This is a genomic window from Providencia sneebia DSM 19967, assembly GCF_000314895.2.
Lineage (GTDB): Bacteria > Pseudomonadota > Gammaproteobacteria > Enterobacterales > Enterobacteriaceae > Providencia > Providencia sneebia.
Window position 1 is genome coordinate 744,954 of record NZ_CM001773.1, and the last position, 25,847, is coordinate 770,800.

A 25,847-nucleotide genomic window follows, 5' to 3' on the forward strand; every position below is an offset into this window, starting at 1 on the left:
ACAAAAATTAACCCGATATCAATGATAACGGGTTAATTTAAAATAAATTCTAGGCTAATTGGCGTGATTAACGCGTACCGTATACCACGATAGTTTTACCATGTGCCGAAATCAAATTTTGATCTTCTAACATTTTCAGAATGCGGCCCACCGTTTCGCGTGAGCAACCAACGATTTGCCCAATTTCTTGGCGAGTAATTTTGATTTGCATTCCGTCTGGATGTGTCATTGCATCAGGTTGTTTTGCCAAATTAAGCAATGTTTGTGCAATACGGCCTGTTACATCAAGGAAGGCAAGGTTACCTACTTTCTCTGATGTAGTTTGTAGGCGACTTGCCATTTGCGCAGAAAGGCGCATAAGAATATCTGGGTTTACTTGAATCAACTGGCGGAATTTTTTATATGAAATTTCAGCAACTTCACAGGCACTTTTTGCTCGAACCCATGCTGAACGTTCTTGCCCTTCTTCAAATAATCCGAGTTCACCAATGAAATCTCCCTGATTCAAATAAGAGAGAATCATTTCCTTACCTTCTTCATCTTTGATTAAAACAGCCACCGAACCTTTCACAATGTAATAAAGGGTTTCTGCTTTCTCACCCTGATGGATCAGAGTGCTCTTGGATGGATACTTATGAATATGGCAGTGTGACAAAAACCATTCAAGAGTAGGGTCTGTTTGTGGCTTGCCGAGAATCATTAGCGTTATCCTCTGTATGTTAATACAGCCATCCGGCTTGCGATAACCAGAAAGGCTTGTTTTAAAGTCACTATCTTAGCATATAAGATGCTATATAGGAGTAAGTTAATAGTGACACTATCATATAATCAATTGAAACGATGAGTTTTGATCTTAACCCTATCAGGTGAATGCCTGTTTTTAACATATTCAATCTAGATTGTCTCTATTTTATCGATTCAGCATAATTAATGTGAATATAAAGTGTATCTCGTTTCTATGTTATAACACGTTTTCGCTGTTGAGCTATTTATTAATTTGTATCATAAATAGAAAGTTAGGATTGGCAATTTATCTGGGATCATATTATTGATAGATGTTTATTTAACGCTTACATACAACTTTAGTTATTTAAGGTATAAATAAAATTTTTCTATAGGGGATAAAATATGGAAGCAAGAGTGAAATGGGTTGAGGGACTTTCTTTTCTCGGTGAATCAGCGTCTGGTCATCAACTGATGATGGATGGTAACTCTGGTGATAAAGCACCTAGCCCAATGGAAATGGTATTAATGGCCGCCGGTGGATGCAGTGCTGTTGATGTCGTTTCTATTTTACAAAAAGGCCGTAATGATATTTGTGGTTGTGAAGTTAAATTAACATCTCAGCGCCGTGAAGAAGCACCTCGTTATTTTACCCACATTAATCTGCATTTTATTGTTACTGGGAATGATTTAACAGAAAAAGTCGTCGAACGTGCTGTACAACTTTCAGCTGAAAAATATTGTTCTGTATCTTTAATGTTAGAAAAAGCCGTAAAAATAAGTCATAGCTTTGAAATTAAAACACCGTAATTATCAGATTAAAAATATATTTTTATTGGTGATGCTTATTATTTTAAATAAAATAAGCATCACTCATCTTTAATCATGTTTTTGTCTTATTAACTTTTCAACTAAAGGCGTCATGATAAGTTCCATGGCGAGCCCTAATTTTCCACCCGGAACAACAATGGTATTTATTGCTGAAATAAATGAACCACTTAACATAGAAAGTAAATAAGGAAAGTCTATTTGTTCAAGCCCTCGGAAACGAATAACAATAAAACTTTCATCTTGTGTTGGAATGGCTTTGGCGGAAAAAGGGTTTGAGGTATCAACAGTAGGTACTCTTTGGAAATTAATATGAGTACGAGAAAACTGTGGCGTAATGTAGTTGATATAATCGCCCATTGAGCGCACAACGGAGTCCATAACAGCTTCACGAGAATGCCCGCGTTCTGTGGTATCCCGAATAAGCTTTTGGATCCATTCTAAGTTAACAATCGGCACCACACCGACAAGTAAATCAACATGTTGTGCAACATTATTTTCAGGTGTGACCACACCGCCATGTAATCCTTCATAGAACAGAACATCACTATTTTCAGGCAATGGTTCCCATGGTGTAAATGTTCCGGGCTGTAGGCCATAAGGAACTGCTTCATCATAGGTATGAAGATATTTACGGGATTTTCCATGACCATGCTGGCTATAATCCAATAAAGTTTGTTCTAATAGCGCAAAGTCATTGGCTTCAGGGCCAAAATAGCTAATATGTCGTCCTTGCTCTTTTGCTTTACGGATAGCCATATCCATTTCAGGGCGAGTATAACGGTGAAAGCTATCGCCTTCTAAGGTTGCAGCTTGAATATTTAATTGATGAAAGACTTTGCGAAATGCTTGGCTAGTTGAGGTTGTTCCTGCACCACTAGAACCTGTAATGGCGATGATCGGGTGTTTTTTAGACATCAACGGCTCCCTATGCTGCGCTTATGTTCACTTTTTATGGGCGAAATTGATTCTCAGGCATAAAGTTAATAGATTCATGCAACTCAGACCAGACTAGCACAATTTTTCCAGAAACTAACTGCTGTTTCACATCTTCAACCTTCTGTTGCAAGGTTTTTTCATTCTCACCGTAATCTGTTCCTTCACGTAACACATAGGCTTCTATCAAATTTTCCAATGTTTCAGGTGTTAATTCTTGCCAAGGAATAATCATGATTTTTTTTCATCCAAATAAGGTGTTAACCATTGTGGAATACGCTGTTCTAACCACATCACTGGATTTTTAAATGTTCCAGCCACAAACCCCACATGTCCGCCATGCTCTGTCATTTGATATTCAACATTAGGCGGTAGTTGCGTTAAATCAGGCACAACTTCAGGTGCCATAAAAGGATCATCTTTTGCATGGATAATCAATGTTGGCTTAGTAATTTGGGGTAATTTGGGTAATGCGCTACATTTTTGGTAGTAATCTGTCGCATTTTCAAAGCCATGGATCCTAGATGTAATGACATCATCAAATTCGCGAATGCGTTTTAATTTTTTGAGTTGTAATAAGTTTAGTGGCAAAGAGCCGGGGTAATGTACGAGTTTTCGCGTTGCGTTGCGTTTTAATCCATTGAGCAAATAGCGCTGATAGAACTGTGAAACGCCTTTTTCCATACGAATTGAGCAAGGTTCTAACATTAATGGTGCGGAAACAACCACACCAGCATCAATATCTGCTTTATCGCCATTTTCGGCTAAATAACAGGCAAGCATATTGCCGCCGAGTGAGTAGCCAACGGCCGCAGTAGGTACATCACCCCAAGTTTGTTTTAGCCAATGTAAAAAGTAGCGTGCATCGCTCGTTTCGCCTGAATGGTAAATACGTTTTTGGCGGTTAGGTTCTCCGCTACAGCCTCTAAAATGCATAATGACACCAAGCCAACCATGTTTTTTGGCACTTTCAAGCATTCCATGAGCATAAGGACTTTTAAAGTTACCCTCTAAACCATGAAAAATTACTAAGCGCGGTTTAGCCGATGCCAACTCTGGGTCTTCACTCCAAGCAAGATCAATGAAATCACCATCCGGTAACTCAAGCCGCTGCCAAAAAGGTTTAATTTTCGGTATACGCCGAAAAATTCTTGGCAGTAATGTTTGTAAGTGTGGATTTTTAGCCCAGTTAATTGGATGGAAGTTGTCTGATATAGCCATAATTTATTTAGTGATGCTCTTGTGGGTCACATAACATACTGTTATTTTTCTATGATGCAAGGAACCTATCATCGGATTTAATTATAAATGAGCTCAGAGTTAATTTTTTCTCTTTTTACGTTTTTGTTTATCGCAGCAGTAACGCCGGGTCCTAATAATATGTTATTAACATCCAGTACTGCAAATTATGGTTTTCGGCGTAGTATTCCGTTATTGCTTGGAATTATGCTGGGCATGCAATCCATACTCTATTTTTCTGCCTTTGGTGTAGCTGCACTTTTATTATTATATCCTGCTTTACATACCGTAATGAAAGTGGCTGGTAGCCTATATTTATTATGGCTAGCATGGAAAACAGCAACCGCAAGTTATTCACCCTTAAACACACAGAGCACCGCGGTTAAGAATGTCAAATGGTATCAAGGCGGATTATTACAGTTTTTAAATCCAAAAGCTTGGATGATGGGCTTAGGGGCTGTTGGCAGCTACAGTTTACCAAATGAGTTGTTTACTCAATCAATTATTGTGATGAGCATTGCCATCTTGATTGTTAATTTGGTTGCTGGATTTATTTGGATGGCTGGAGGAACATTAATTAGCTATTTTCTTCGTAGCCGTAATGCGTGGTTTATTTTTAATTTAGTGATGGGTTTATTAACGGCCGCATGCGTACCATTAATTTGGTTAGAGTAAAAATAAATTGGGGAAGCATAGCTCCCCCAATTTTTTAAATCCATCACGATTGCTGCCAAACAAAATGTACTTGCCAGCGGTTTGATAGAAAATTAAATATTAATCTAAATCTACATCTTTGCTGCCGAAGAAATAGGTAAATATAAATCCGCAAATATACGCTACGGCTAATCCACCAATATAAACAGCCATTCCTGAAAGAACACCTTGCGCAGATGTCATCAGTGGGATAGCAATAAGCCCTGAAGGTCCGAATACTGTGTTTAGTCCAACAGGTAGGCCCATCCAAGAGATTGCGCCAATAAAGAAACCACCTGCTGCACCACCAAAACATGCGGTGATAAAAGGTTTAACGCGAGGGAGTGTCACACCATAAATTAATGGTTCACCTATACCTAAGAACCCTGGGAATAATGCTCCACCAATTTGTCCACGCGTGACCGAACCTTTTTTCGCTTTGACATATAATGCAAGTGCTGCACCAACTTGCCCTGCGCCCGCCATCGCAAGAATAGGGAATAAAGAGTTAAACCCTTGTGTTTCAACAAGTGCGACATAAACAGGAATAAAACCTTGATGCACACCAAACATAACTGCAATTAAGAAGAGACCCGCAAGTACAGCTGTACCAATTGGATTACCATTCAAATGCATAAATAACCAAGACATGCCTTCAAACAGCCAAACACCTACTGGCATGATAAAGATAAAGGTAGCGGCACCAACAATCAGCAGGGTAATTGTTGACGTGAGGATAATATCTAAACTTGCTGGGATAAATTTACGAACTTGTTTTTCTACCCAAGCACCAAAAATACAGGCAATTAAGATCCCGATAATGTTCCCTCTTGGGTCGATATACCAACCAAAGAAGTCAGTCATGCCAGAATAGAAACCTTTGGTTGCTTCAGGATCATAACCTAAAATAAATAACCCCGCGATAATGGCACCATTAACGCCGCTACCACCAAATGCTTTTTGCGCATTGTAACCAATGAGAAGTCCCATAAAAGTAAATAGGGCTTTCCCAAATACTGCCATATAAGCAATTAAACTCGCAAGCCAGTGTGCTTGTTGTGAACCGACTGGAAATAACTCTTCATTAGCCACTAATAATGATAGCAGTGATGCTAATCCCATTAATAAACCTGCGCCAATAAAGCCGGGTATTAATGGGGTAAATATTGTGGCAAATTTTGATAAAAAGCGATGAACAGCGCTTGTTTGTTTCTTTTTTAGTTGTTGCTTATTAGCCGATGCAATTTCATTGAGATCTTGTGTGGATGTCGCGGGAGCAACGGATTCAGCCTCACCACTTTCCAACATTTGATTCATTAAATCAGAAGCTGCTTGTGCTTTGCCGGGACCAAGAACAATTTGTAATTGTTCATCACTTTCAATAACGCCCAGTACTCCTGGAATTTTTTTAAGTTCAGCTTTATCGACAAGTTGATCATTATTTAATGTTAAGCGTAAGCGGGTCATACAGTTGCCGCAATGCTTAATATTTGCACTTCCACCGATCTGTTGCAGAATTTGCTGCATCATCTCTTTTGTTATTTTAGCCATGGAATATACCCCATCAATTCCCGTTGATTAAGCGGGTTTCGCGACATTAAGCGCAGTACGAATAAAACCATTATTATCGGATAGCAATTGATGAGCTTCTTGCGCATTTAACCCAGATAAAATCATCAAAATTGCCGTTTTACAGTGACGCTTGCACTGCTGTAATGCTTCTTCAGCTGTTTGTCTGTCACAGTCAGTCGCTTCCATGACAATCCGAACTTGCCTTTCAATTAATTTGGCATTTGTTGCTTCAACATCGACCATCAAATTGCCGAAAACCTTACCAATTCGGATCATAGAACCTGTTGTAATCATATTCAGTACAAGTTTTTGTGCTGTTCCCGCTTTCATACGAGATGATCCGGTGACAACTTCTGCGCCAACAATGGGGGTAATGGCAATATCCGCTGCATTGGCAATAGGGCTATTTGGGTTACAGCTAATTGATGCGGTAACTGCACCAATTTTACGAGCATAGGCAAGAGCACCTAGCACATACGGTGTACGACCACTTGCAGCAATACCAACTAATACATCTTTATCATTGAATTGAATATTGACGAGATCCTGCTCACCTAACTCAGGTTTATCTTCCGCATTTTCGACAGCGCGAAAAATCGCTTGGTGACCACCAGCAATGAGACCAATGACTTGTTCATGTGGCGTTCCGTATGTTGGCGGGCATTCACTTGCATCAAGTATGCCTAATCGGCCAGAGGTTCCTGCACCGGAATAAATAAGTCTGCCACCCTTAAGGAAAGCTTCGGCAACTTTATCGACAAGCTGCGCAATTTGCGGGAGTACCTTTTCAACGGCCAAAGGAACTTGCTTATCTTCATTATTAATAACTTGAAGCATATCAATGGTTGATAGCTGATCGATATTTGTACTCGCGGAATTACGGCTTTCGGTTACCATTTTGCTTAAGTCAATGGTCATAATAAATTGCTCCTACATCAAAGAATGCGGAGATATTAGGGAATTATTTATTCCAGTGATGTGATAATGATCACGGCGTCATCTATTCTAACTTGCCAAGATAAAAGAATATTTTCAAACTATATAACTTATGAAAATCGGCTTTTCATTGAATTATAAGAAATAAATAGAAGTAATTTATGTATTCCGAGAGGAATAATTTATCTTTTTAATAATGAAAAAGATTGGTGAATGTGAATGACTTTATTGGATACCATTACATGCTTATTGCCAAGGCTTGCTGAAAATCAGCGAAAAATTGCGCAATTTATTCTTGAAAAGCCAGAGCAGGTTTTGGCGCTTTCTTCACAACAATTTGCAGAAACATTAAATGTTAGCCAATCCGCAATTGTTAAATTTAGTCAAAAAATAGGTGTAAAGGGATACCCTGCTTTAAAGCTGGCATTAAGTGAAATCATAGGTCGTCAGCAGCTGGAAGAGACAAACCCACATATTGCTTTACATAATCGAATTACCCAAAGTGATAATTTGATGGTAGTTGCACAGAAACTGGCACTAGAAAAAAATTATTCAATCACAGAAACAACAAAGCAAATTGATTTCAAACTCTTTGAAAAAATTGTGGATTGTATTGATAAATCCCAACGGGTACAGATTGTAGGCATAGGGGGGTCGGGGCTAACGGCAAAAGATTTGAGTTATAAGCTGCAAAAAATCGGTATCACAACCTTAGTTGAATCCGACCATCATGTTCAAATTGCCGCGGCTTTAACGTTAACGCCTGTCGATACTCAAATTGTTATTTCATTTACAGGAAAGCGTAAGGACATGCTAACAGCAGCCAATATTGCACGAAAACAAGGCGCCAATGTTATTGCTATTACACGTAGCCGACACTCTCCGTTGGCATTATTAGCAGATTATGTTCTTGAAAGCATTGCAGAAGAAAATGAATGGCGTAGCTCATCGATTTCATCAAGAACAGCGCAAAATACCTTAACGGATTTGCTGTTTATGGCATTACTCCAAAAACGTGAAGAGCGAGCAAAAATGCTAGTCATGAATGCAAGAGTGATGATAAATAAATTGGATGAATAGTTTTGCTGATAAGGTCGAGCTTTAAAAAGAAATAGAGCCAGTATGTGACTGGCTCTGGAGAGATAAAATATTAACAGAGTGGTTTACGCGTTTGATTCAAAATCAGTTGTCATTTCTTCTAACTGCTCTTGTAATTCCATCCACGCCATTTCGACTTCTTCTAATGCCGATTTGTGCTCAGTCTGTTGTTTTAAGCATTGAGCAAGTTCTGTCTTTTTATCTTGATCATAAATGGCGGGATCAGAAAGCGTTGTTTCCAGCTCAGCAAGTGTAGCTGAATGCTTTTCCATTTTTTTCTCAAGTTCAGTTAACTTCTTGCGAATCGGTTGAGTTTGTTGGCGAAATTCAGCTTCACGGCGTTTCTGATCTTTTTTATCTTGAGCAGTGACAGTTGTGGTATTTGCAGGGCGAGTTTTGTCGAGTAGCTCTTTTGCCTGCTGTAATTCCATTTTATTTTGTTCTGCTAACCATTGTTGATAATCTTCTAAATCACCATCAAATGGTTCAACTAATCCATCATGCACGAGATATAAATCATCTGTGGTTGAGCGCAACAAATGCCTATCATGCGAAACGACCACCAAAGCACCTTCAAAGTCGATTAATGCTTCAGTTAATGCTTGGCGCATATCTAAATCAAGGTGGTTAGTTGGCTCATCGAGTAATAATAAATTAGGTTTTTGCCATACAATCAATGCAAGAACCAAACGCGCTTTTTCACCACCAGAAAAACGGCCACTAGGATCAGTAACTTGGTCGCCTTGGAAACCAAAACCACCTAAATAGTCACGTAATTGCTGTTCAGTTTGTTGTGGGGCTATTCTTGCAAGATGTTGTAATGGTGATTCATCCGCATGTAAAAATTCAAGTTGATGCTGGGCAAAGTAACCTAATTTAATGCCTTTTGCTAAGGCAACTGTACCGTGTAGCGGTTCTAAATCACCCGCCAATAATTTAATTAGCGTTGATTTACCCGCACCATTTCGGCCTAGCAGGCCAATCCGTGAACCGGGCACTAAATTCAGTTTGATAGATTTTAAAATAACTTTTTCGCCATACCCAGCACTGACTTTTTCCATTTTTAATAATGGATTCGGTAGGCTTTCGGGTTTGCGGAAAGAAAAATGGAAAGGGTTATCGACATGAGCAGGTGCAACCATTTCCATGCGTTCCAGCATTTTAATCCGGCTTTGGGCTTGTTTAGCTTTTGTTGCTTGTGCTCTAAAGCGGTCAATATAACTTTGTAAATGCGCCGCTTTTGCTTGTTGGCTCTCATACAGTGATTGTTGCTGTGCAAGTTTTGTTGCACGTTGGCGTTCAAAGGATGAATAGTTACCGGTGTACTCGAACATGCTTTCTTGTTCAATATGCAGGACTTTATCAATGATGGGATCAAGAAAATCGCGATCATGGGAAATTAATATCAATGTTCCCGGATAGCTCTTTAGCCATTTCTCTAACCAAATAACTGCATCTAAATCCAAGTGGTTAGTTGGCTCATCAAGTAATAATAGGTCTGAACGGCACAGCAAAGCTTGTGCGAGGTTGAGGCGCATACGCCATCCACCCGAAAATGATTTTACGGGTTGTTGGAGCTGGTTTTGATTAAAGCCTAAGCCGTGTAACAAGCTAGATGCACGAGAATGAATACTCCAAGCATTGATTGCATCAAGTTGACCATGTAAAGCGGCTATTGCGTGGCCATCATTTTTATCATTTGCTACCTGCAATTGTTGCTCAAGTGCGCGAAACTCGCGATCGCCATCAATGACATATTCTAATGCGGGAATATCTAATGCTGGGGTTTCCTGATTGACCCAAGCTAACGCCCAATTACTTGGAAAAGTTGCAGAACCTGCTTCTGCTTGTAGCTCACCTTTCAACAAGGCAAGCAGTGTTGATTTGCCACAGCCGTTTTTACCGACAAGTCCAACTTTTTGACCAGGATTAATCGTTGCGGTGGCGTTATCAAGTAGCACACGAACACCACGGCGAATTTGTAATGAAGAGAAAACAATCATAGCTGCCGTCAATTGAAAATATGTTAAATTAAAATATACCCTTAGATTTTCAACTGGCATGCAGAAGTTGCTGCCATACAAAAATACTGGGCATAAAACAAAAAGAGATCCATTAAGGGCTGATGCTTTTTACTGTAAAAACAGCTTAAAAGTCGAATAACCCGAATGTCATGGTAACGGAAAATTATCTATCTGACACGCATTTGAGAGGGGAAAGATGTCAATTATGCCTAAAGTCTTAATACTGTATGCACATCCTGACCCTGAAGAATCTATCGCGAACAAAGCATTATTAGCGGCCATAGAAGATTTAGAACATGTCACTGTGCATGATTTATATGCAACATACCCTGATTATTTTATTGATGTTAATGCTGAACAAAAGCTGTTATGCCAATATGACATCATTGTTTTTCAACATCCTTTCTATACTTATAGTTGTCCTGCCTTGTTAAAAGAGTGGTTTGATCGTGTATTAACACGCCGCTTTGCAACTGACCTTGGTTACCAAAAACTTAAAGGGAAATATTGGCACTCTATTATCACGACAGGCGAGCCACAAGAGGCTTATCAACATGGTGGCTATAATCGCTTTCCATTGACTGAAATATTACGCCCATTTGAATTAACGGCTGCAATGTGTGATATGCAATGGTTAGAACCGCGTATTATTTACGCTGCCCGAAGACAAAATAAACAGGACATGCAGCAAACTATCTTGGCATATCGGCAGTGGTTTCTTCAGCCTTTAATACAAGAAGAAGGGCATCTTGATGGGTGAACTCAGTCTATTTGAATCAGTGATTATTTTCCTTTGTGCTGGCGTCATCATGGTGCCACTCGCACAAAAAATTCGCCTAGGCGCTGTGCTGGGCTATTTGCTTGCCGGTATTGTTATTGGGCCATTTGTTTTTGGTTTTATTAATAATGTTGATGATATTCTGCATTTTTCAGAGATGGGTGTCGTTTTTTTAATGTTTTTGATAGGCCTTGAGCTGAAGCCTTCGAAACTTTGGGAATTACGGCGCTCTATTTTTGGTGTTGGAACGGCGCAAGTCATTATCACCGCAGCCATTATGGCGAGCTTACTCTTTCTTGCTCAATTTTCTTGGCAAGCGGCTATTGTCGGCGGTTTAGGCATGGCAATGTCATCAACAGCGATGGCATTACAATTGATGAATGAAAAAGGCATGTCTAACAAGGAGAGTGGGCAGTTAGGCTTTTCTGTATTGCTATTCCAAGATATGGCGGTCATTCCCATAATGGCATTAATCCCACTTTTGGCTGGAGATTCAGCAAGTAGTGATTGGTATCGCATTGGGTTAAAAGTCGTTGCTTTTGCGGGATTATGGTTTGTTGGGCGCTATTTATTACGCCCACTGTTTCGCCTTGCAGCAAAATCAGGTGTGCATGAAATTTTTACAGCCGCAGCACTGCTGGTAGTATTAGGTTCAGCACTCATAATGGAAAGCTTAGGTTTTTCTATGGCGCTAGGTACGTTTATGGCTGGGGTGATGCTTGCTGAAACGGAGTTTCGCCATGAATTAGAAGTGAATATTGAACCCTTTAAAGGTTTGTTACTGGGCTTATTTTTTATTTCAGTCGGCATGTCTTTAAATCTACAAATATTATGGACATACCTTCCTCAAGTTTTGCTCGGTGTCGTCATTTTAGTGGCAGTAAAAGCATTTGTTCTCTATTGCTTAAGTTGGATTGCAAGGTTACGTAATGGTGCTCGCGCCCAGTTTTCGGGTGTTTTAAGCCAAGGTGGGGAATTTGCCTTTGTCATCTTTGCAACAGCTTCGGGAGCGAGTGTTATTGATGAGAGGCAAATGGATCTCTTATTAGTGGTTGTCACGCTTTCCATGATGACCACGCCACTTGTGATGCAGTTAATAGATGCTTATTTGAACTATCGCTATAATCGGCAAGCCACCACCAATGAAAAGCCTTTTGTTGAAGATAATGACCCACAAGTGATTTTGGTTGGATTTGGGCGTATGGGGCAAGTTATCGGGCGTTTATTGATGGCGAATAAAGTCAGAATTACCGTTCTTGAACAAGACGTTTCTGCAATCAGTACTATGCGCCGATATGGCTATACTGTGTATTATGGTGATGCGCGTGAACTCCAGTTACTACGTGCCGCTGGGGCGGAGAAAGCAAAAGCGATTGTCATTACCAGTGATGTCCCTGAAGAAGTCATGGAAATAGTCCATTTATGCCAAGAACATTTTCCAAATTTACATATTATAGCCAGAGCTAGAGGTCGTGTTGAAGCGCATGAGTTATTGCAAACAGGTGTAAAAGATTTTAGTCGAGAAACCTTTTCCAGCGCATTAGAGCTAGGTAGCAAGGCATTGATTAGCACGGGAATGCATCCTCATAAAGCGTATCGCGCTAAACAGCATTTTCGCCGGTTAGATATGCAAGTACTAAGAGAGATTATTCCTGATAATGAAGGGGATAGTGGGCAAGTATCTCGAGTAAAAGAAGCACGTCGTGAGCTAAATGAGTTATTTGAAAAAGAGATGTTAAGGGAACATCGACAGCCACAAAGTTGGAATCATGATGAATAAAGGATCATAAAATGTCTGCCACTCGAAAACGATTTATTGCTGGCGCAATCTGCCCTAAATGCAAATCACAAGATACTTTGATGATGTGGCGTGAAGATAAAATTGATATCGTTGAGTGTGTTAATTGTGGTGATCAGCAGCGCCAAGAAGATAGCGATGCAACACCACATGTGCGAAAACAAGAGAAAGTGATTGGTATTTTTACCCCTGAATGAGAGAATTTTGTCAATTCTCAATACAGTTGTCTCGTTTTTCGGTACAATTAGCAAAAATTTTCCCCATGGGTAGTAGGAGATGTCATGAAAGTAGCAAACGACTTGGTAATCAGCTTGGCTTATCAAGTAAGAACAGAAGACGGTGTTTTAGTTGATGAGTCCCCGGCAAATGCGCCACTCGACTATTTACATGGCCGTGGTTCTTTAATCTCAGGTTTGGAAAAAGCACTCGAAGGCCGTGCGGTTGGTGATCACTTTGATGTTGAAGTTGCCTCTGACGATGCTTATGGTCAATATGATGAAAATCTTGTTCAACGTGTACCAAAAGATGTCTTTATGGGCGTTGAAGAGCTGCAAGTTGGTATGCGTTTCTTAGCTGATACAGATATGGGACCTGTTCCTGTGGAAATCACGGGTATTGAAGGTGATGAAGTTATCGTTGATGGTAACCACATGCTGGCTGGTCAAAATCTGAAGTTCAATGTTGAAATTATTGCTATCCGTGAAGCAACAGAAGAAGAGTTAGCTCATGGTCACGTGCATGGTGCTAACGGCCATGATCATGATCACGAAGGTGGCTGTTGTGGCGGTGGTGGACATGATCACGGTCATGGTGATGAAGGTGGTTGCTGTGGTGGTGGCGAAGGCCATGGTCACGGTCACAAACAAGGCGGCTGTGGTTGCCACTAAGACTGTAATCAATTGAGCAATGTTAAAAAAGGAAAGCATCACGCTTTCCTTTTTTGTGAGTCACAAATATTAATAATGTGGCGGTGGGGTTTCTTCTTCTGGCCTTGCAAGGTGAGATTGTTGTGATGATTTCAATCTCTCCGCTACAATTTTAAGATGTTCTTGCATCTTCGTCAGCTGCATTTGCTGATCTGTGATGACTTGATTGAGTTCTTCAATAGTGAGTTCTTGAAAAGCCACCTTGCTTTCAAGAAGCTCTAAGCGCTGCTCAAAGTTATCAGATGAATCCATTTAATACTCCTTTTATGGCTTTTAATCATAAAAAAGCCATCATAATAACTAAACATTACAAATCAATAGATAAGTTTTAGCTAAAGAGATAGGCGATGAAACCTCTTTTTGTTAATGTTGTCTAACTATTTATTGTGTTATTCACTATATATAATCAAATTAATTTGGGTTATATGTAGAGGCAAAGTATAGCTTGATCTAACAATATGGTTTATTAACGAACCTCTAAGTATAAGCGCTTAATTAAATAAATCGTTTACATCTAGCTATAAATTAACAGTTAAAAATGAAGTATAGTGAGCACTGCTTGAAAAGGTTTTACTCATAATAAAGAATTAACTAACAATTTATAATATGAATCGGAGATTAGGATGAAATCACTGTTTAAGGCAAGTCTTTTGGCAACAACTCTTGCATTGGCGTTTGGTGCTCCACAAGTTATGGCTGCGGAAACGAAAACAGAAGCGGCACCTGCGGCAACTAATAGTGCATTTAAGTCAGCTGAAGAACGCAATGCTTATGCATTAGGTGCATCTTTAGGTCGTTACATGCAAAACTCACTGGAAGAGCAAAAATCTATTGGTATCGATTTAGATAAAGCTCAGCTACTGGCTGGCGTACAAGATGCATTTAACAATAAAAGCAAAATGACTGATGCAGAAGTAGAAGAAACTCTGCGCCAGTTTGAAGGCCAAGTCAAAGAAGCTGCTGAGAAAAAAATGAAAGATGAAGCAGCAGCAAATGAAAAAGCGGGTGCTGAATACCGCGAAAAATATGCTAAAGAAAAAGGCGTAGTAAAAACTAAATCTGGTTTATTGTACAAAGTTGAGAAAGAAGGAACAGGTGCAAAACCAAATCCTGAAGATACCGTTGTTGTACACTACAAAGGTATGTTGACTGATGGCACTGAGTTCGACAGTTCTTATGCACGTAATGAACCACTGACTATTCCTTTAAATTCAGTGATTAAAGGTTGGACTGAAGGTCTAGCAAACGTGAAAAAAGGCGGTAAAATCCAGCTAGTTATCCCTGCTGACCTTGCTTATGGTCAAAATGGTGTACCGGGTATTCCAGCAAACTCAACGCTAGTATTTGATGTTGAATTGTTAGATATCAAACCTGCTGATAAACCAGCTGGAAAATAATTTTTAGCTAAGTTTCAGTCACAAGATTGCCTTGAAACCCAGATATCTTTTGATGTCTGGGTTTTTTATTTTGTTAAGATAAAATATCTTTTTTTGATAAAAACCAAGCATAATATTAATCTAATCATTATCATATCAATAATCATCTAATTTGATTTTAGATAAGTTTATTGATGATTTGCTATGGATAATACGTATTTTGTTTAAAACTTGTGATAAAACAAACTGTCTTGTATGTAACTACTTGACGGAAGTTCCCTGTGGTTTTAAGTTCTTTGTACTTTGAATAATTCAAGTTGAGTAGATAGTGTTCGACAAGCCAATCATTTGATGAATGCATCATGGTGCCCCATAAAAAAAACAATAGTTTATTATGGCGTGATGAGCGGATAAAACTTGAAGTACAACGAAGGTAAAAAGTGTTATTTATTGCCTAAATTGTCGACAAACAATAAAGAGATGAAGTTAAAAAGCACGTAATAATTAACACTTCATTATTTGTTGGCAATGGTGGCCTTTTGCTTATTTGAAGGATGGTGTTCAAAATGTCTAATCCAGTATTATCAAACGATCATAACGATATTAATTTATTAAATAATGAGCCTTTCACTGCGACGGATCATGAAATTTTAAAATCCTATGAAGCGGCAGTGGATGGCTTAGCTATGCTGATCGGTGCACATTGTGAAATTGTCCTCCATTCACTGGAAGATCTGAAATGTTCAGCCATCAGAATAGCCAACGGGCAACATACAGGCCGACAAATTGGCTCGCCAATTACTGATCTTGCTTTGCGTATGTTGCATGATATGGCAGATGAAGAATCAAATGTTTCCAAAGCTTATTTCACGAAAGCCAAAAGTGGTGATTTGATGAAATCAGTGACGATAGCAATTCGCAATCGTTATCAACGTGTTATTGGGCTTCTTTGTATCAATATGAATCTTGATGTGCCATTCTCAGAGATTATAAAAAGCTTTATTCCTGAAGAAAAACAAGAAGTCACCTCAGATGTTAACTTCGCATCTTCAGTAGATGATTTGGTTGCTCAAACACTAGAGTTCACAATTGAAGAAGTTAGTGCGGATCGCAATGTTTCTAATAATGCGAAAAACAAACAAGTTGTCCTTAACTTGTATGAAAAAGGCATTTTCGATATTAAGGATGCAATCAACCAAGTCGCTGATCGCCTTAATATTTCTAAACATACTGTTTATCTCTACATTCGCCAGTTTAAGAGTGAAGAATGAGTAATCAACACCTGACCTACTGTTTGTTAGTAACCGGCCCTGCCTATGGAACACAGCAAGCGACAAGCGCTTATCAATTTGCTAAAGCATTGTTGGATGAAGGACATGATTTAAAAACCGTGTTCTTCTACTCAGAAGGTGTAATGAATGCAAACCAATTAATTGCACCAGCAAATGATGAAATCAATCTCGTAAAAGCATGGCAAGCATTAGCTAAACAATCAGGTTGTGAAATGCATATCTGTGTTTCTGCGGCCTTACGCCGTGGTGTGGTAGATAAAGAGCAAGCCAACCTATTATTATTGCCAGCAGATAATTTAGCAGATGGTTTTATAATGAGTGGTTTGGGAAGTTTAGCACAAGCCATGATAACGACAGACAGAACGATTCGATTTTGAGGATGCAAATGAAAAAAATTGCTTTCGTTTTTACCTCAGCCCCACATGGCAATACTAGTGGTCGAGAAGGGTTAGATGCTTTACTCGCGACGTCTGCGCTTACTGATGATATTCATGTTTTCTTTCTTTCAGATGGCGTGTGCCAACTTCTTGCGAATCAAAAAACGGATGAAATTTTAGTTAGGGACTATATTTCAACCTTTAAAGTTCTGCCTCTTTACGACATTGAAAATCTTTACATTTGTGCCGATTCACTTAAAGAAAGAGGAATTAGTGAAGAAAGTGAATGGGTTATAGATGCAAATATTCTCAGTGCAGCACAAATAAGCGACAAAATATCCGCGTGTGATGTTGTGCTTAATTTTTGATCTGTAGTAGGATCTCCTCTATGCTTTATACTATAGCTAAGTCACCTTTTCAGTGTGACTTTACTGCAATACTCAGGCTAATTAAACGTGAAGATGCTGTTCTGTTAATCCAAGATGGTGTTATTGCAGCGATTGACCAATCGCCCCATCTTCATCAGCTACAAAAAAAGGCGTACAAATTTATGCCTTAAATGAAGATATCAATGCCCGAGGGTTGCAGAATATGATCTCAGATGAGGTAATATTAACCTCATATCCAGAATTTGTTCGACTAACAGTACGACATAAACAACATTTTGCCCTATAAATGTGTTTAAAGTTGTATATTTCTTGACACCTGAGCCAGTCGGCAATAAAATTTCGCGTCCTCGTGTATTGTCATTCTGACTAACGGGGACGAAATCCGTGTTTACGAAGCAAAAAAACCAGGAGCTTTTTTAATAATGGCAACTATTAATCAGCTGGTACGCAAATCTCGTAGCTCGAAAGTTGTGAAAAGCAACGTTCCAGCACTGGAAGCTTGCCCGCAAAAACGTGGCGTATGTACTCGTGTATATACTACCACTCCTAAAAAACCAAACTCAGCACTACGTAAAGTGTGCCGTGTTCGTTTAACTAACGGTTATGAAGTTTCTTCTTACATTGGTGGTGAAGGCCACAACTTGCAGGAGCACTCCGTAATCCTAATCCGTGGCGGTCGTGTTAAAGACTTGCCAGGTGTGCGTTATCACACCGTTCGCGGCGCGCTGGACTGTTCTGGTGTTAAAGACCGCAAACAAGCACGTTCTAAATACGGCGCTAAAAAACCTAAGGCTTAATGGTTCTCCGTTAAGTAAGGCCAAACATTTTTAATACTAATGTCAAAATACTCTTGTAGAGTTTTGGACAAACCTGAATTAACAACGGAGTAATATCCATGCCACGTCGTCGTGTAATTGGTCAACGTAAAATTCTTCCAGATCCTAAGTTCGGATCAGAATTGCTGGCCAAATTTGTAAATATCCTGATGGTAGACGGGAAAAAATCTACTGCTGAAGCAATCGTATATAGCGCGCTTGAGACCCTGGCTCAGCGTTCTGGTAAGACAGAACTTGATGCATTCGAACTCGCACTAGACAACGTGCGTCCGACTGTGGAAGTTAAATCTCGCCGTGTTGGTGGTTCAACTTACCAAGTTCCTGTAGAAGTTCGTCCGGTTCGTCGTAATGCTTTGGCAATGCGTTGGATCGTTGATGCTGCTCGTAAACGCGGTGATAAATCAATGGCTTTGCGTCTAGCAAACGAATTATCGGATGCAGCTGAGAACAAAGGTTCCTCTGTTAAGAAACGTGAAGACGTTCACCGTATGGCAGAAGCTAACAAGGCGTTCGCTCACTACCGTTGGTAATAAGCACCACGTTAGTGATGTTTCTCAGGGTAGCCTTTGCTACCCTTTATATGATGAATTGAACGCCCCACGAGAGAGGAAAAAATGGCCCGTCAAACGCCCATATCACGCTATCGTAACATCGGTATCAGTGCACACATTGACGCTGGTAAAACAACGACTTCTGAACGTATTTTGTTCTATACCGGTGTAAACCATAAAATTGGTGAAACACACGAAGGTTCTGCAACTATGGACTGGATGGAGCAGGAGCAAGAGCGTGGTATTACTATCACGTCTGCTGCGACTACTGCATTCTGGTCAGGCATGGCAAAACAATTTGAACCACACCGTATCAACATCATCGACACCCCAGGACACGTTGACTTCACAATCGAAGTAGAACGTTCTATGCGTGTTCTTGATGGTGCAGTAATGGTTTACTGTGCGGTTGGTGGTGTTCAGCCACAGTCTGAAACTGTATGGCGTCAGGCTAACAAATATAAAGTTCCACGTATCGCGTTCGTTAACAAAATGGACCGTATGGGTGCAAACTTCCTGCGTGTTGTTGAGCAATTAAAATCACGTTTGGCAGCAAACCCAGTTCCTCTACAATTACCAGTAGGTGCTGAAGAAGGCTTCACTGGTGTTGTTGACTTGATCAAAATGAAAGCGATCAAGTGGAGCGACGAAGATCAGGGCGTTACCTTCGAATACGAAGATATCCCTGCTGATATGCAAGAACAAGCTGAAGAATGGCATAACTTCTTAGTTGAATCTGCGGCAGAAGCATCAGAAGAACTGATGGAAAAATATCTGGGCGGTGAAGACCTAACTGAAGAAGAAATTAAATTAGCTCTTCGTCAACGCGTACTTGCAAGCGAAATCATCCTGGTTACCTGTGGTTCTGCATTTAAGAACAAAGGTGTTCAGGCGATGCTAGATGCAGTTATTGAGTTCTTACCAGCACCTACAGATGTACCTGCAATTAATGGTATTCTGGATGATGGTAAAGATACTCCGGCAGAACGTCACGCAAGTGATGATGAGCCGTTCTCATCTTTAGCATTTAAAATTGCAACAGACCCATTTGTTGGTAACTTGACGTTCTTCCGTGTTTACTCTGGTTTTGTTAACTCAGGTGACACCGTTCTTAACCCAGTTAAGTCTAAGAAAGAACGTTTTGGCCGTATCGTACAGATGCATGCTAACAAACGTGAAGAAATTAAAGAAGTTCGCGCTGGTGACATCGCGGCAGCTATCGGTCTGAAAGACGTAACTACAGGTGATACTTTGTGTGCGGTTGAAGCACCAATCATCCTTGAGCGTATGGAATTCCCAGAGCCAGTAATTTCTGTTGCGATTGAACCAAAAACTAAAGCTGACCAAGAAAAAATGGGTATCGCTCTAGGCCGTTTGGCTCAAGAAGATCCATCATTCCGCGTATCAAGTGATGAAGAAACGGGTCAAACCATCATCGCTGGTATGGGTGAATTGCACTTGGACGTTCTGGTTGATCGTATGCGCCGCGAATTTAAAGTTGAGGCGAATGTTGGTAAACCACAAGTTGCTTACCGTGAAGCTATCACGATGAAAGTAACTGATGTTGAAGGTAAACACGCTAAACAGTCTGGTGGTCGTGGTCAGTACGGTCATGTCGTTATCGATATGTTCCCACTTGACAAGAAAGACAAAGACGGCGTCAACATGGATTACGAATTTATCAACGAAATCAAAGGTGGTGTTATTCCTGGTGAATACATCCCAGCCGTTGATAAAGGTATCCAAGAGCAGCTGAAATCAGGTCCATTAGCAGGTTATCCTGTGGTAAATATGGGTATTCGCCTGCATTTCGGTTCTTACCATGATGTTGACTCATCTGAATTGGCATTTAAACTAGCGGCATCAATCGCGTTTAAAGATGGCTTCAAAAAAGCTAAACCAGTTCTACTTGAGCCAATCATGAAAGTCGAAGTGGAAACACCAGAAGACTACATGGGTGACGTTATTGGTGACTTGAACCGTCGTCGTGGTTTGATCGAAGGTATGGATGACATGGCAACTGGTAAAATTGTCCGTGCACAAGTACCATTGTCAGAGATGTTCGGTTACGCTACAGACCTGCGTTCACAAACTCAGGGTCGTGCTTCATACTCAATGGAGTTCTTGAAGTACAATGAAGCACCAAACAACGTTGCACAAGCTGTTATCGAAGCTCGTAACGCTAAATAATCGGTTTTAATCGATTTAACTACTTTAATTAAGTTCCCATTTTATAGTGAAATGGGAACTCCATAAGGAATAGAGTCGTGTCTAAAGAAAAATTTGAACGTTCAAAACCGCACGTTAACGTTGGTACAATTGGCCACGTTGACCATGGTAAAACTACCCTGACAGCAGCAATCACTACTGTTCTAGCAAAAACTTACGGCGGTAGCGCTCGTGCGTTCGATCAAATCGATAACGCACCAGAAGAAAAAGCACGTGGTATCACCATCTCTACTTCTCACGTAGAATATGATACTCCGACTCGCCACTACGCACACGTAGACTGCCCAGGACACGCCGACTATGTTAAAAACATGATCACGGGTGCTGCGCAAATGGACGGTGCAATTCTGGTTGTTGCTGCGACTGATGGTCCAATGCCACAAACTCGTGAGCACATCCTGTTAGGCCGTCAGGTTGGTGTTCCTTACATCATCGTTTTCCTGAACAAATGTGACATGGTTGACGACGAAGAGCTGTTGGAACTGGTTGAAATGGAAGTTCGTGAACTTCTGTCTCAATACGATTTCCCAGGTGATGACACACCAGTTATCCGTGGTTCAGCGCTGAAAGCGTTGGAAGGCAATCCAGAGTGGGAAGCGAAAATTGTTGAACTAGCAGAAGCACTGGATACGTATATCCCAGAGCCAGAGCGTGCAATTGACAAGCCATTCCTGCTGCCAATCGAAGACGTATTCTCAATCTCAGGTCGTGGTACAGTMGTAACAGGCCGTGTTGAGCGTGGTATCATCAAAGTTGGTGAAGAAGTTGAAATCGTTGGTATCCAACCAACTGCAAAAACAACTTGTACTGGCGTTGAAATGTTCCGTAAACTGCTAGACGAAGGTCGTGCGGGTGAGAACGTTGGTGTTCTGCTGCGTGGTACTAAACGTGAAGAAATTCAACGTGGACAAGTACTGGCTAAACCAGGTTCAATCAAGCCACACACAACATTCGAATCAGAAGTTTATATCCTGAGCAAAGATGAAGGTGGTCGTCATACTCCATTCTTCAAAGGTTACCGTCCTCAGTTCTACTTCCGTACAACTGACGTAACCGGTACTATCGAACTGCCAGAAGGCGTAGAGATGGTAATGCCAGGTGATAACATCAACATGATCGTTACCCTGATCCACCCAATCGCAATGGATGACGGACTTCGTTTCGCAATCCGTGAAGGTGGTCGTACAGTAGGTGCGGGTGTTGTTGCAAAAATCATTGCATAATAACCGACCATGCTAGTAAAAAGGGCATCTTATAGATGCCCTTTTTATACGTTGCAAAATTAAGAACCTAGCTCATCAATAGTTGTTGTAATTATTGGTGGGATAGGCTCTGATGCAACAAATGAGCATTAAATTATCAGCTTTATACAGTTATATGAGATTTATTAAGGTTTTGCTCTGAAGATATGGTATATTTTACCGCTGCCGTAATATGAGGGTGCCAAAAATCGCTTTTGTAGCGCGGTAATAAATAATTTTGTCGAGCATGCCGGAAATTTTCTGCGAAACAGATAGCACTAATCTCTAATTAGATAGACATTGTTAAACTTCGCAGACGTTGTCAACGATACCCCTTTCTGACTTAGCAAGCTTGGCTCGTAGTACATAAGGGATATGTTGACATATTCTATTGGTTTGGCCTATTTTGCCTTAATTATTTGGTTGATAGGCTTTATACATACTTCATGGTAACAGGTTGAATTATGAGTGCGAATAGCGAAGCTCAAGGAAGTGGACGTAGTGTAGACGTCTTTAAGTGGATAGTTGTTGCTGTCCTGCTGATAATTGCTATAGTTGGCAACTATTACTTCCGCCAATACAATCTCGCGCTGCGTGCTTTTGCTGTTGTGGTTGTTGTAGCTATTGCAGGCGCTGTTGCGTTGTGGACAACAAAAGGTAAACAAACACTGGCATTCGCACGAGAAGCTCGTACTGAAATGCGAAAAGTGATTTGGCCAACACGCCAAGAAGCATTGCAAACGACGTTGATTGTAGCAGCAGTAACAGCCGTTATGTCCTTAATACTATGGGGATTAGATGGTATCTTAGTACGGGTCGTTTCGTTTATTACAAGCCTGAGGTTATTCTAATGTCAGATTTACCTAAAAAGCGCTGGTATGTCATTCAGGCTTTCTCTGGTTTTGAAGGTCGTGTCGCGCAATCTTTGCGTGAATATATCAAATTACATAGTATGGAAGACTACTTCGGTGACGTTATGGTTCCAACGGAAGAAGTCGTTGAAATCAGAAGTGGTCAGCGTCGTAAAAGTGAGCGCAAATTCTTYCCCGGCTATGTATTAGTTCAAATGATTATGAATGATGAGTCTTGGCACTTAGTACGTAGCGTACCTAGAGTTATGGGCTTTATCGGTGGAACTTCAGATCGTCCAGCACCAATTAGTGATAAAGAAGTTTATGCTATTATGAATCGTCTACAGCAAGTTGGCGATAAACCACGTCCTAAAACGCTGTTTGAACCAGGTGAAATGGTACGTGTTAGTGAAGGTCCATTTGCTGACTTTAATGGTGTGGTCGAAGAAATTGATTATGAAAAGAGCCGCTTAAAGGTTTCTGTATCAATTTTTGGTCGTGCAACACCAGTCGAATTAGATTTTAGTCAGGTCGAAAAAGCGTAATCTTAACTAAAAATCTGGCTTGTAAAAGGCGTGAAATTTGATTATAATTTCGCGCCTTTTGTTTTTTGCGTCTTGCAAATTTATATTGCGGGACGTGTTAATGTCACGGGGAGCCTATAAAAATTTAGGCGCTATTACCCATTAGAGGAAATATTCATGGCTAAGAAAGTACAAGCCTATGTCAAGCTGCAAGTAGCAGCTGGTATGGCTAACCCAAGCCCACCGGTTGGTCCAGCATTGGGTCAACAAGGTGTGAACATCATGGAATTCTGTAAAGCGTTTAACGCAAAAACAGACAGCCTGGAAAAAGGTTTGCCAATTCCTGTTGTTATCACAGTCTATGCAGACCGTTCTTTCACTTTCATTACTAAGACTCCACCTGCAGCAGTTCTGCTGAAAAAAGCAGCTGGCATTAAGTCTGGTTCTGGTAAGCCAAACAAAGATAAAGTCGGTAAAGTGACCTCTGCTCAAATTCGCGAAATCGCTGAAACTAAAGCTGCGGACATGACTGGTGCTGACGTTGACGCTATGATGCGTTCAATCGCTGGTACTGCTCGTTCCATGGGCCTGGTTGTGGAGGATTAATCAATGGCTAAACTGAATAAGCGCATGCGCAATATCCGTGAAAAAGTTGATGCAACTAAACAGTATGACATCAATGAAGCCGTTGCTCTGCTGAAAGAATTGGCGACAGCTAAATTTGTAGAAAGCGTTGACGTTGCCGTTAACCTAGGTATCGACGCTCGTAAATCTGATCAAAACGTTCGCGGTGCAACTGTACTGCCACACGGTACTGGTCGTTCAGTTCGCGTTGCTGTATTTACTCAGGGCGCAAATGCTGAAGCTGCGAAAGCTGCTGGTGCTGAACTTGTTGGTATGGAAGATCTGGCTGATAAAATCAAAGCTGGCGAAATGGACTTTGACGTTGTAATCGCATCTCCAGATGCAATGCGCGTTGTTGGTCAATTAGGTCAAGTTCTAGGTCCACGTGGTTTGATGCCAAACCCGAAAGTGGGTACTGTAACACCTAACGTTGCTGAAGCTGTTAACAATGCTAAAGCTGGCCAGGTTCGTTACCGTAACGACAAAAATGGTATTATCCACACTACTATCGGTAAAGTTAACTTTGATGCTGATAAGCTAAAAGAAAACTTGGAAGCTCTGATTGTTGCTCTGAAAAAAGCGAAACCAGCTTCTGCTAAAGGTGTTTTCATTAAGAAAATCAGCCTTTCTACCACGATGGGTGCTGGTGTTGCTATTGACCAAGCTGGTCTTTCAGCAGCAGTTTAATTCTAGAGTCATTGACTTTTAGTAATTAGACTTTACCTTTTCGTCAAATTTGTATAGAATTTGACGCCTTGAGTTTGTCAGGGCTAATTTAGCTCTGACAAACCACAAATTTAGGTATGGAGTCTGGCCTTTCCAGACCCCGTCCAAGACCGCAGGTGTAGCAATACTTAATTTACCTGCGTAGACGGTGACAGAGATACCAAGAATTTTATTTTGGCTTCTGCTCACCGTGTTTTAGCGCTCTACACAATGTCGTGTATGAGTGATGTGAGTCCCGGGTTTTCCCGGTTAATCCAGGAGCAAGAAGCTAATGGCACTAAATCTTCAAGACAAACAAGCGATTGTTGCTGAAGTCAGCGAAGTAGCCAAAGGTGCGCTTTCTGCAGTTGTTGCCGATTCACGCGGCGTAACTGTTGCTAAAATGACTGAACTGCGTAAAGCAGGTCGCGATGCAGGCGTTTATATCCGTGTTGTTCGTAACACGTTGATCCGTCGTGCAGTTGAAGGAACTTCTTACGAAGTTCTGAAAGACGCGTTTGTTGGTCCAACCTTAATTGCTTTCTCTAACGAACATCCGGGCGCAGCTGCTCGTCTGTTCAAAGAGTTCGCTAAAGCGAATCCAGCATTTGAGATTAAAGCCGCAGCCTTTGAAGGTGAGTTAATCCTAGCGAAAGATATCGATCGTCTGGCAACTCTACCAACTTACGAAGAAGCAATCGCACGCCTGATGGCAACCATGAAAGAAGCCTCTGCAGGCAAATTGGTTCGCACACTGGCTGCTCTGCGCGATCAGAAAGAAGCTGCATAAGCCCTTTCCTTCGTTGCTTTTTAACGTATAAACTATTTCTGAATTTTAGGAACACTTGTTATGTCTATCACTAAAGACCAAATCCTTGATGCAGTTGCAGAAATGTCTGTAATGGACGTTGTTGAACTGATTACTATGATGGAAGAAAAATTCGGCGTTTCTGCTGCTGCTGCTGTTGCTGTTGCTGCGGGTCCAGCTGAAGCTGCTGAAGAAAAAACTGAATTTGACGTTGTTCTGACCGGTATCGGCGGTAACAAAGTTGCAGTTATCAAAGCAGTTCGTGGCGCAACTGGTCTTGGCTTAAAAGAAGCTAAAGACATGGTAGAATCAGCTCCAGCGACTATCAAAGAAGGCGCAAGCAAAGACGAAGCTGAAACTCTGAAGAAAGCTCTTGAAGAAGCAGGCGCTTCTGTTGAACTTAAATAAGTTCAGCTTTGAGTTCGCAGCCTAACTTATAGGCTGATGGCTGGTGATTTTTTAATCACCAGCCTTTTTGCGCTGTATAGCGTGA

At 40.8% G+C, this 25,847-nt stretch carries 29 protein-coding genes and 1 pseudogene; 22 read left to right on the plus strand and 8 right to left on the minus strand.

Annotated elements, in window-relative coordinates; all coding sequences use genetic code 11:
• Nucleotides 1–67: 67 nt before the first annotated feature.
• On the minus strand, nt 68–700 hold the full coding sequence (crp, locus tag OO7_RS02985; RefSeq protein WP_008914485.1) for a cAMP-activated global transcriptional regulator CRP: 633 nt from the start codon (nt 698–700) through the stop codon (nt 68–70).
• A gap of 428 nt (nt 701–1,128) precedes the next feature.
• On the opposite strand from crp, the gene OO7_RS02990 reads away from it, so the two are divergent.
• Nucleotides 1,129–1,533: an OsmC family protein gene (locus OO7_RS02990; RefSeq protein WP_008914486.1), complete on the plus strand. Its 405-nt coding sequence runs from the start codon at nt 1,129–1,131 to the stop codon at nt 1,531–1,533.
• Between the two features lie 69 nt (nt 1,534–1,602).
• On the opposite strand, the gene OO7_RS02995 is transcribed toward OO7_RS02990, so the two are convergent.
• The 3 genes from OO7_RS02995 to OO7_RS03005 are packed head-to-tail and all read right to left on the minus strand — an operon-like array spanning nt 1,603 to nt 3,702.
• Nucleotides 1,603–2,469 carry a phosphoribulokinase gene (locus OO7_RS02995; RefSeq protein WP_008914487.1) on the minus strand — a complete coding sequence of 289 codons (867 nt, stop codon included), beginning with the start codon at nt 2,467–2,469 and terminating at the stop codon, nt 1,603–1,605.
• Nucleotides 2,470–2,503: 34 nt separating this feature from the next.
• Nucleotides 2,504–2,722 carry a YheU family protein gene (locus OO7_RS03000; RefSeq protein WP_008914488.1) on the minus strand — a complete coding sequence of 73 codons (219 nt, stop codon included), beginning with the start codon at nt 2,720–2,722 and terminating at the stop codon, nt 2,504–2,506.
• Nucleotides 2,719–3,702 (minus strand): hydrolase, encoded by a 984-nt coding sequence (locus tag OO7_RS03005; protein ID WP_043892784.1) that lies wholly within the window; start codon nt 3,700–3,702, stop codon nt 2,719–2,721. Before OO7_RS03005 ends, OO7_RS03000 begins: the two co-directional genes overlap by 4 nt.
• A 93-nt stretch (nt 3,703–3,795) precedes the next feature.
• On the opposite strand from OO7_RS03005, the gene OO7_RS03010 reads away from it, so the two are divergent.
• Complete coding sequence (locus OO7_RS03010) at nt 3,796–4,401, plus strand: LysE family translocator (RefSeq protein WP_008914490.1); 606 nt, start codon at nt 3,796–3,798, stop codon at nt 4,399–4,401.
• Between the two features lie 99 nt (nt 4,402–4,500).
• Here OO7_RS03010 and murP read toward each other — a convergent pair whose 3' ends face one another.
• Nucleotides 4,501–5,970 (minus strand): PTS N-acetylmuramic acid transporter subunit IIBC, encoded by a 1,470-nt coding sequence (murP, locus tag OO7_RS03015; RefSeq protein WP_008914491.1) that lies wholly within the window; start codon nt 5,968–5,970, stop codon nt 4,501–4,503.
• A gap of 27 nt (nt 5,971–5,997) precedes the next feature.
• On the minus strand, nt 5,998–6,909 hold the full coding sequence (gene murQ / locus OO7_RS03020; protein WP_008914492.1) for an N-acetylmuramic acid 6-phosphate etherase: 912 nt from the start codon (nt 6,907–6,909) through the stop codon (nt 5,998–6,000).
• Between the two features lie 237 nt (nt 6,910–7,146).
• On the opposite strand from murQ, the gene OO7_RS03025 reads away from it, so the two are divergent.
• Nucleotides 7,147–8,007: a MurR/RpiR family transcriptional regulator gene (locus tag OO7_RS03025; protein ID WP_008914493.1), complete on the plus strand. Its 861-nt coding sequence runs from the start codon at nt 7,147–7,149 to the stop codon at nt 8,005–8,007.
• Nucleotides 8,008–8,090: 83 nt separating this feature from the next.
• Here the strand turns inward: OO7_RS03025 and OO7_RS03030 are convergent, their stop codons facing one another.
• Nucleotides 8,091–10,028, minus strand: a complete 1,938-nt coding sequence (locus tag OO7_RS03030) for an ABC transporter ATP-binding protein (protein WP_008914494.1) — start codon at nt 10,026–10,028, stop codon at nt 8,091–8,093.
• A gap of 217 nt (nt 10,029–10,245) precedes the next feature.
• Here OO7_RS03030 and kefG point away from each other — a divergent pair, with 217 nt between their 5' ends.
• From kefG to slyD, 4 genes are all read left to right on the plus strand, one after another.
• Nucleotides 10,246–10,809, plus strand: coding sequence for a glutathione-regulated potassium-efflux system ancillary protein KefG (gene kefG / locus OO7_RS03035; protein WP_008914495.1), 564 nt, complete (start codon nt 10,246–10,248; stop codon nt 10,807–10,809).
• Nucleotides 10,802–12,607: a glutathione-regulated potassium-efflux system protein KefB gene (gene kefB / locus OO7_RS03040; RefSeq protein ID WP_008914496.1), complete on the plus strand. Its 1,806-nt coding sequence runs from the start codon at nt 10,802–10,804 to the stop codon at nt 12,605–12,607. Before kefG ends, kefB begins: the two co-directional genes overlap by 8 nt.
• An 11-nt stretch (nt 12,608–12,618) precedes the next feature.
• The gene (locus tag OO7_RS03045) at nt 12,619–12,822 is read left to right on the plus strand and encodes a YheV family putative zinc ribbon protein (RefSeq protein ID WP_008914497.1); all 204 of its coding nucleotides are present in this window, start codon (nt 12,619–12,621) and stop codon (nt 12,820–12,822) included.
• An 84-nt stretch (nt 12,823–12,906) separates the two neighbouring features.
• Nucleotides 12,907–13,512, plus strand: a complete 606-nt coding sequence (slyD, locus tag OO7_RS03050; protein ID WP_008914498.1) for a peptidylprolyl isomerase — start codon at nt 12,907–12,909, stop codon at nt 13,510–13,512.
• A gap of 69 nt (nt 13,513–13,581) precedes the next feature.
• On the opposite strand, the gene OO7_RS03055 is transcribed toward slyD, so the two are convergent.
• The gene (locus OO7_RS03055; RefSeq protein WP_008914499.1) at nt 13,582–13,803 is read right to left on the minus strand and encodes a SlyX family protein; all 222 of its coding nucleotides are present in this window, start codon (nt 13,801–13,803) and stop codon (nt 13,582–13,584) included.
• 371 nt (nt 13,804–14,174) lie between these two features.
• Between OO7_RS03055 and fkpA the strand changes: the two genes are divergently transcribed.
• The 15 genes and pseudogenes from fkpA to rplL all read left to right on the plus strand — a co-directional run bounded on the left by fkpA (nt 14,175) and on the right by rplL (nt 25,762).
• Complete coding sequence (gene fkpA, locus OO7_RS03060; RefSeq protein WP_008914500.1) at nt 14,175–14,948, plus strand: FKBP-type peptidyl-prolyl cis-trans isomerase; 774 nt, start codon at nt 14,175–14,177, stop codon at nt 14,946–14,948.
• A 545-nt stretch (nt 14,949–15,493) separates the two neighbouring features.
• Nucleotides 15,494–16,198, plus strand: a complete 705-nt coding sequence (locus tag OO7_RS03065; RefSeq protein ID WP_008914501.1) for a helix-turn-helix transcriptional regulator — start codon at nt 15,494–15,496, stop codon at nt 16,196–16,198.
• The gene (tusD, locus tag OO7_RS03070) at nt 16,195–16,596 is read left to right on the plus strand and encodes a sulfurtransferase complex subunit TusD (protein ID WP_008914502.1); all 402 of its coding nucleotides are present in this window, start codon (nt 16,195–16,197) and stop codon (nt 16,594–16,596) included. Before OO7_RS03065 ends, tusD begins: the two co-directional genes overlap by 4 nt.
• A gap of 8 nt (nt 16,597–16,604) precedes the next feature.
• Nucleotides 16,605–16,964 carry a sulfurtransferase complex subunit TusC gene (gene tusC / locus OO7_RS03075; RefSeq protein WP_008914503.1) on the plus strand — a complete coding sequence of 120 codons (360 nt, stop codon included), beginning with the start codon at nt 16,605–16,607 and terminating at the stop codon, nt 16,962–16,964.
• 20 nt (nt 16,965–16,984) lie between these two features.
• Nucleotides 16,985–17,271, plus strand: a pseudogene (tusB, locus tag OO7_RS03080) (sulfurtransferase complex subunit TusB).
• Nucleotides 17,272–17,407: 136 nt separating this feature from the next.
• Nucleotides 17,408–17,782 carry a 30S ribosomal protein S12 gene (rpsL, locus tag OO7_RS03085; protein ID WP_004923923.1) on the plus strand — a complete coding sequence of 125 codons (375 nt, stop codon included), beginning with the start codon at nt 17,408–17,410 and terminating at the stop codon, nt 17,780–17,782.
• 98 nt (nt 17,783–17,880) lie between these two features.
• The gene (gene rpsG / locus OO7_RS03090; protein ID WP_008914505.1) at nt 17,881–18,351 is read left to right on the plus strand and encodes a 30S ribosomal protein S7; all 471 of its coding nucleotides are present in this window, start codon (nt 17,881–17,883) and stop codon (nt 18,349–18,351) included.
• 84 nt (nt 18,352–18,435) lie between these two features.
• Nucleotides 18,436–20,562 (plus strand): elongation factor G, encoded by a 2,127-nt coding sequence (fusA, locus tag OO7_RS03095; protein ID WP_008914506.1) that lies wholly within the window; start codon nt 18,436–18,438, stop codon nt 20,560–20,562.
• A gap of 77 nt (nt 20,563–20,639) precedes the next feature.
• Nucleotides 20,640–21,824, plus strand: a complete 1,185-nt coding sequence (gene tuf, locus OO7_RS03100; protein WP_008914507.1) for an elongation factor Tu — start codon at nt 20,640–20,642, stop codon at nt 21,822–21,824.
• Nucleotides 21,825–22,306: 482 nt separating this feature from the next.
• On the plus strand, nt 22,307–22,693 hold the full coding sequence (gene secE / locus OO7_RS03105; RefSeq protein ID WP_008914508.1) for a preprotein translocase subunit SecE: 387 nt from the start codon (nt 22,307–22,309) through the stop codon (nt 22,691–22,693).
• Nucleotides 22,693–23,238: a transcription termination/antitermination protein NusG gene (nusG, locus tag OO7_RS03110; RefSeq protein ID WP_008914509.1), complete on the plus strand. Its 546-nt coding sequence runs from the start codon at nt 22,693–22,695 to the stop codon at nt 23,236–23,238. Before secE ends, nusG begins: the two co-directional genes overlap by 1 nt.
• A gap of 156 nt (nt 23,239–23,394) precedes the next feature.
• Nucleotides 23,395–23,823, plus strand: a complete 429-nt coding sequence (gene rplK, locus OO7_RS03115; RefSeq protein WP_008914510.1) for a 50S ribosomal protein L11 — start codon at nt 23,395–23,397, stop codon at nt 23,821–23,823.
• Between the two features lie 3 nt (nt 23,824–23,826).
• Complete coding sequence (gene rplA / locus OO7_RS03120; protein ID WP_008914511.1) at nt 23,827–24,528, plus strand: 50S ribosomal protein L1; 702 nt, start codon at nt 23,827–23,829, stop codon at nt 24,526–24,528.
• Between the two features lie 310 nt (nt 24,529–24,838).
• Nucleotides 24,839–25,336 (plus strand): 50S ribosomal protein L10, encoded by a 498-nt coding sequence (rplJ, locus tag OO7_RS03125; RefSeq protein ID WP_008914512.1) that lies wholly within the window; start codon nt 24,839–24,841, stop codon nt 25,334–25,336.
• A gap of 60 nt (nt 25,337–25,396) precedes the next feature.
• Nucleotides 25,397–25,762, plus strand: coding sequence for a 50S ribosomal protein L7/L12 (gene rplL, locus OO7_RS03130; RefSeq protein ID WP_008914513.1), 366 nt, complete (start codon nt 25,397–25,399; stop codon nt 25,760–25,762).
• The last annotated feature ends 85 nt before the right edge of the window (nt 25,763–25,847 follow it).

Excerpts from the sequence above, each read along its gene's own strand:
- murQ (WP_008914492.1), bottom strand. The coding sequence starts at position 6,909 with ATGACCATTGACTTAAGCAAAATGGTAACCGAAAGCCGTAATTCCGCG.
- crp (WP_008914485.1), bottom strand. The coding sequence starts at position 700 with ATGATTCTCGGCAAGCCACAAACAGACCCTACTCTTGAATGGTTTTTG.
- rplJ (WP_008914512.1), top strand. The coding sequence starts at position 24,839 with ATGGCACTAAATCTTCAAGACAAACAAGCGATTGTTGCTGAAGTCAGC.
- OO7_RS03000 (WP_008914488.1), bottom strand. The coding sequence starts at position 2,722 with ATGATTATTCCTTGGCAAGAATTAACACCTGAAACATTGGAAAATTTG.
- slyD (WP_008914498.1), top strand. The coding sequence starts at position 12,907 with ATGAAAGTAGCAAACGACTTGGTAATCAGCTTGGCTTATCAAGTAAGA.
- OO7_RS03065 (WP_008914501.1), top strand. The coding sequence starts at position 15,494 with ATGTCTAATCCAGTATTATCAAACGATCATAACGATATTAATTTATTA.
- fkpA (WP_008914500.1), top strand. The coding sequence starts at position 14,175 with ATGAAATCACTGTTTAAGGCAAGTCTTTTGGCAACAACTCTTGCATTG.
- OO7_RS03030 (WP_008914494.1), bottom strand. The coding sequence starts at position 10,028 with ATGATTGTTTTCTCTTCATTACAAATTCGCCGTGGTGTTCGTGTGCTA.
- OO7_RS03010 (WP_008914490.1), top strand. The coding sequence starts at position 3,796 with ATGAGCTCAGAGTTAATTTTTTCTCTTTTTACGTTTTTGTTTATCGCA.
- kefB (WP_008914496.1), top strand. The coding sequence starts at position 10,802 with ATGGGTGAACTCAGTCTATTTGAATCAGTGATTATTTTCCTTTGTGCT.
- tusD (WP_008914502.1), top strand. The coding sequence starts at position 16,195 with ATGAGTAATCAACACCTGACCTACTGTTTGTTAGTAACCGGCCCTGCC.
- OO7_RS03045 (WP_008914497.1), top strand. The coding sequence starts at position 12,619 with ATGTCTGCCACTCGAAAACGATTTATTGCTGGCGCAATCTGCCCTAAA.
- OO7_RS03025 (WP_008914493.1), top strand. The coding sequence starts at position 7,147 with ATGACTTTATTGGATACCATTACATGCTTATTGCCAAGGCTTGCTGAA.
- rplA (WP_008914511.1), top strand. The coding sequence starts at position 23,827 with ATGGCTAAACTGAATAAGCGCATGCGCAATATCCGTGAAAAAGTTGAT.
- murP (WP_008914491.1), bottom strand. The coding sequence starts at position 5,970 with ATGGCTAAAATAACAAAAGAGATGATGCAGCAAATTCTGCAACAGATC.
- secE (WP_008914508.1), top strand. The coding sequence starts at position 22,307 with ATGAGTGCGAATAGCGAAGCTCAAGGAAGTGGACGTAGTGTAGACGTC.
- kefG (WP_008914495.1), top strand. The coding sequence starts at position 10,246 with ATGTCAATTATGCCTAAAGTCTTAATACTGTATGCACATCCTGACCCT.
- fusA (WP_008914506.1), top strand. The coding sequence starts at position 18,436 with ATGGCCCGTCAAACGCCCATATCACGCTATCGTAACATCGGTATCAGT.
- OO7_RS02995 (WP_008914487.1), bottom strand. The coding sequence starts at position 2,469 with ATGTCTAAAAAACACCCGATCATCGCCATTACAGGTTCTAGTGGTGCA.
- tusC (WP_008914503.1), top strand. The coding sequence starts at position 16,605 with ATGAAAAAAATTGCTTTCGTTTTTACCTCAGCCCCACATGGCAATACT.
- OO7_RS03055 (WP_008914499.1), bottom strand. The coding sequence starts at position 13,803 with ATGGATTCATCTGATAACTTTGAGCAGCGCTTAGAGCTTCTTGAAAGC.
- rpsL (WP_004923923.1), top strand. The coding sequence starts at position 17,408 with ATGGCAACTATTAATCAGCTGGTACGCAAATCTCGTAGCTCGAAAGTT.
- rpsG (WP_008914505.1), top strand. The coding sequence starts at position 17,881 with ATGCCACGTCGTCGTGTAATTGGTCAACGTAAAATTCTTCCAGATCCT.
- rplK (WP_008914510.1), top strand. The coding sequence starts at position 23,395 with ATGGCTAAGAAAGTACAAGCCTATGTCAAGCTGCAAGTAGCAGCTGGT.
- OO7_RS02990 (WP_008914486.1), top strand. The coding sequence starts at position 1,129 with ATGGAAGCAAGAGTGAAATGGGTTGAGGGACTTTCTTTTCTCGGTGAA.
- rplL (WP_008914513.1), top strand. The coding sequence starts at position 25,397 with ATGTCTATCACTAAAGACCAAATCCTTGATGCAGTTGCAGAAATGTCT.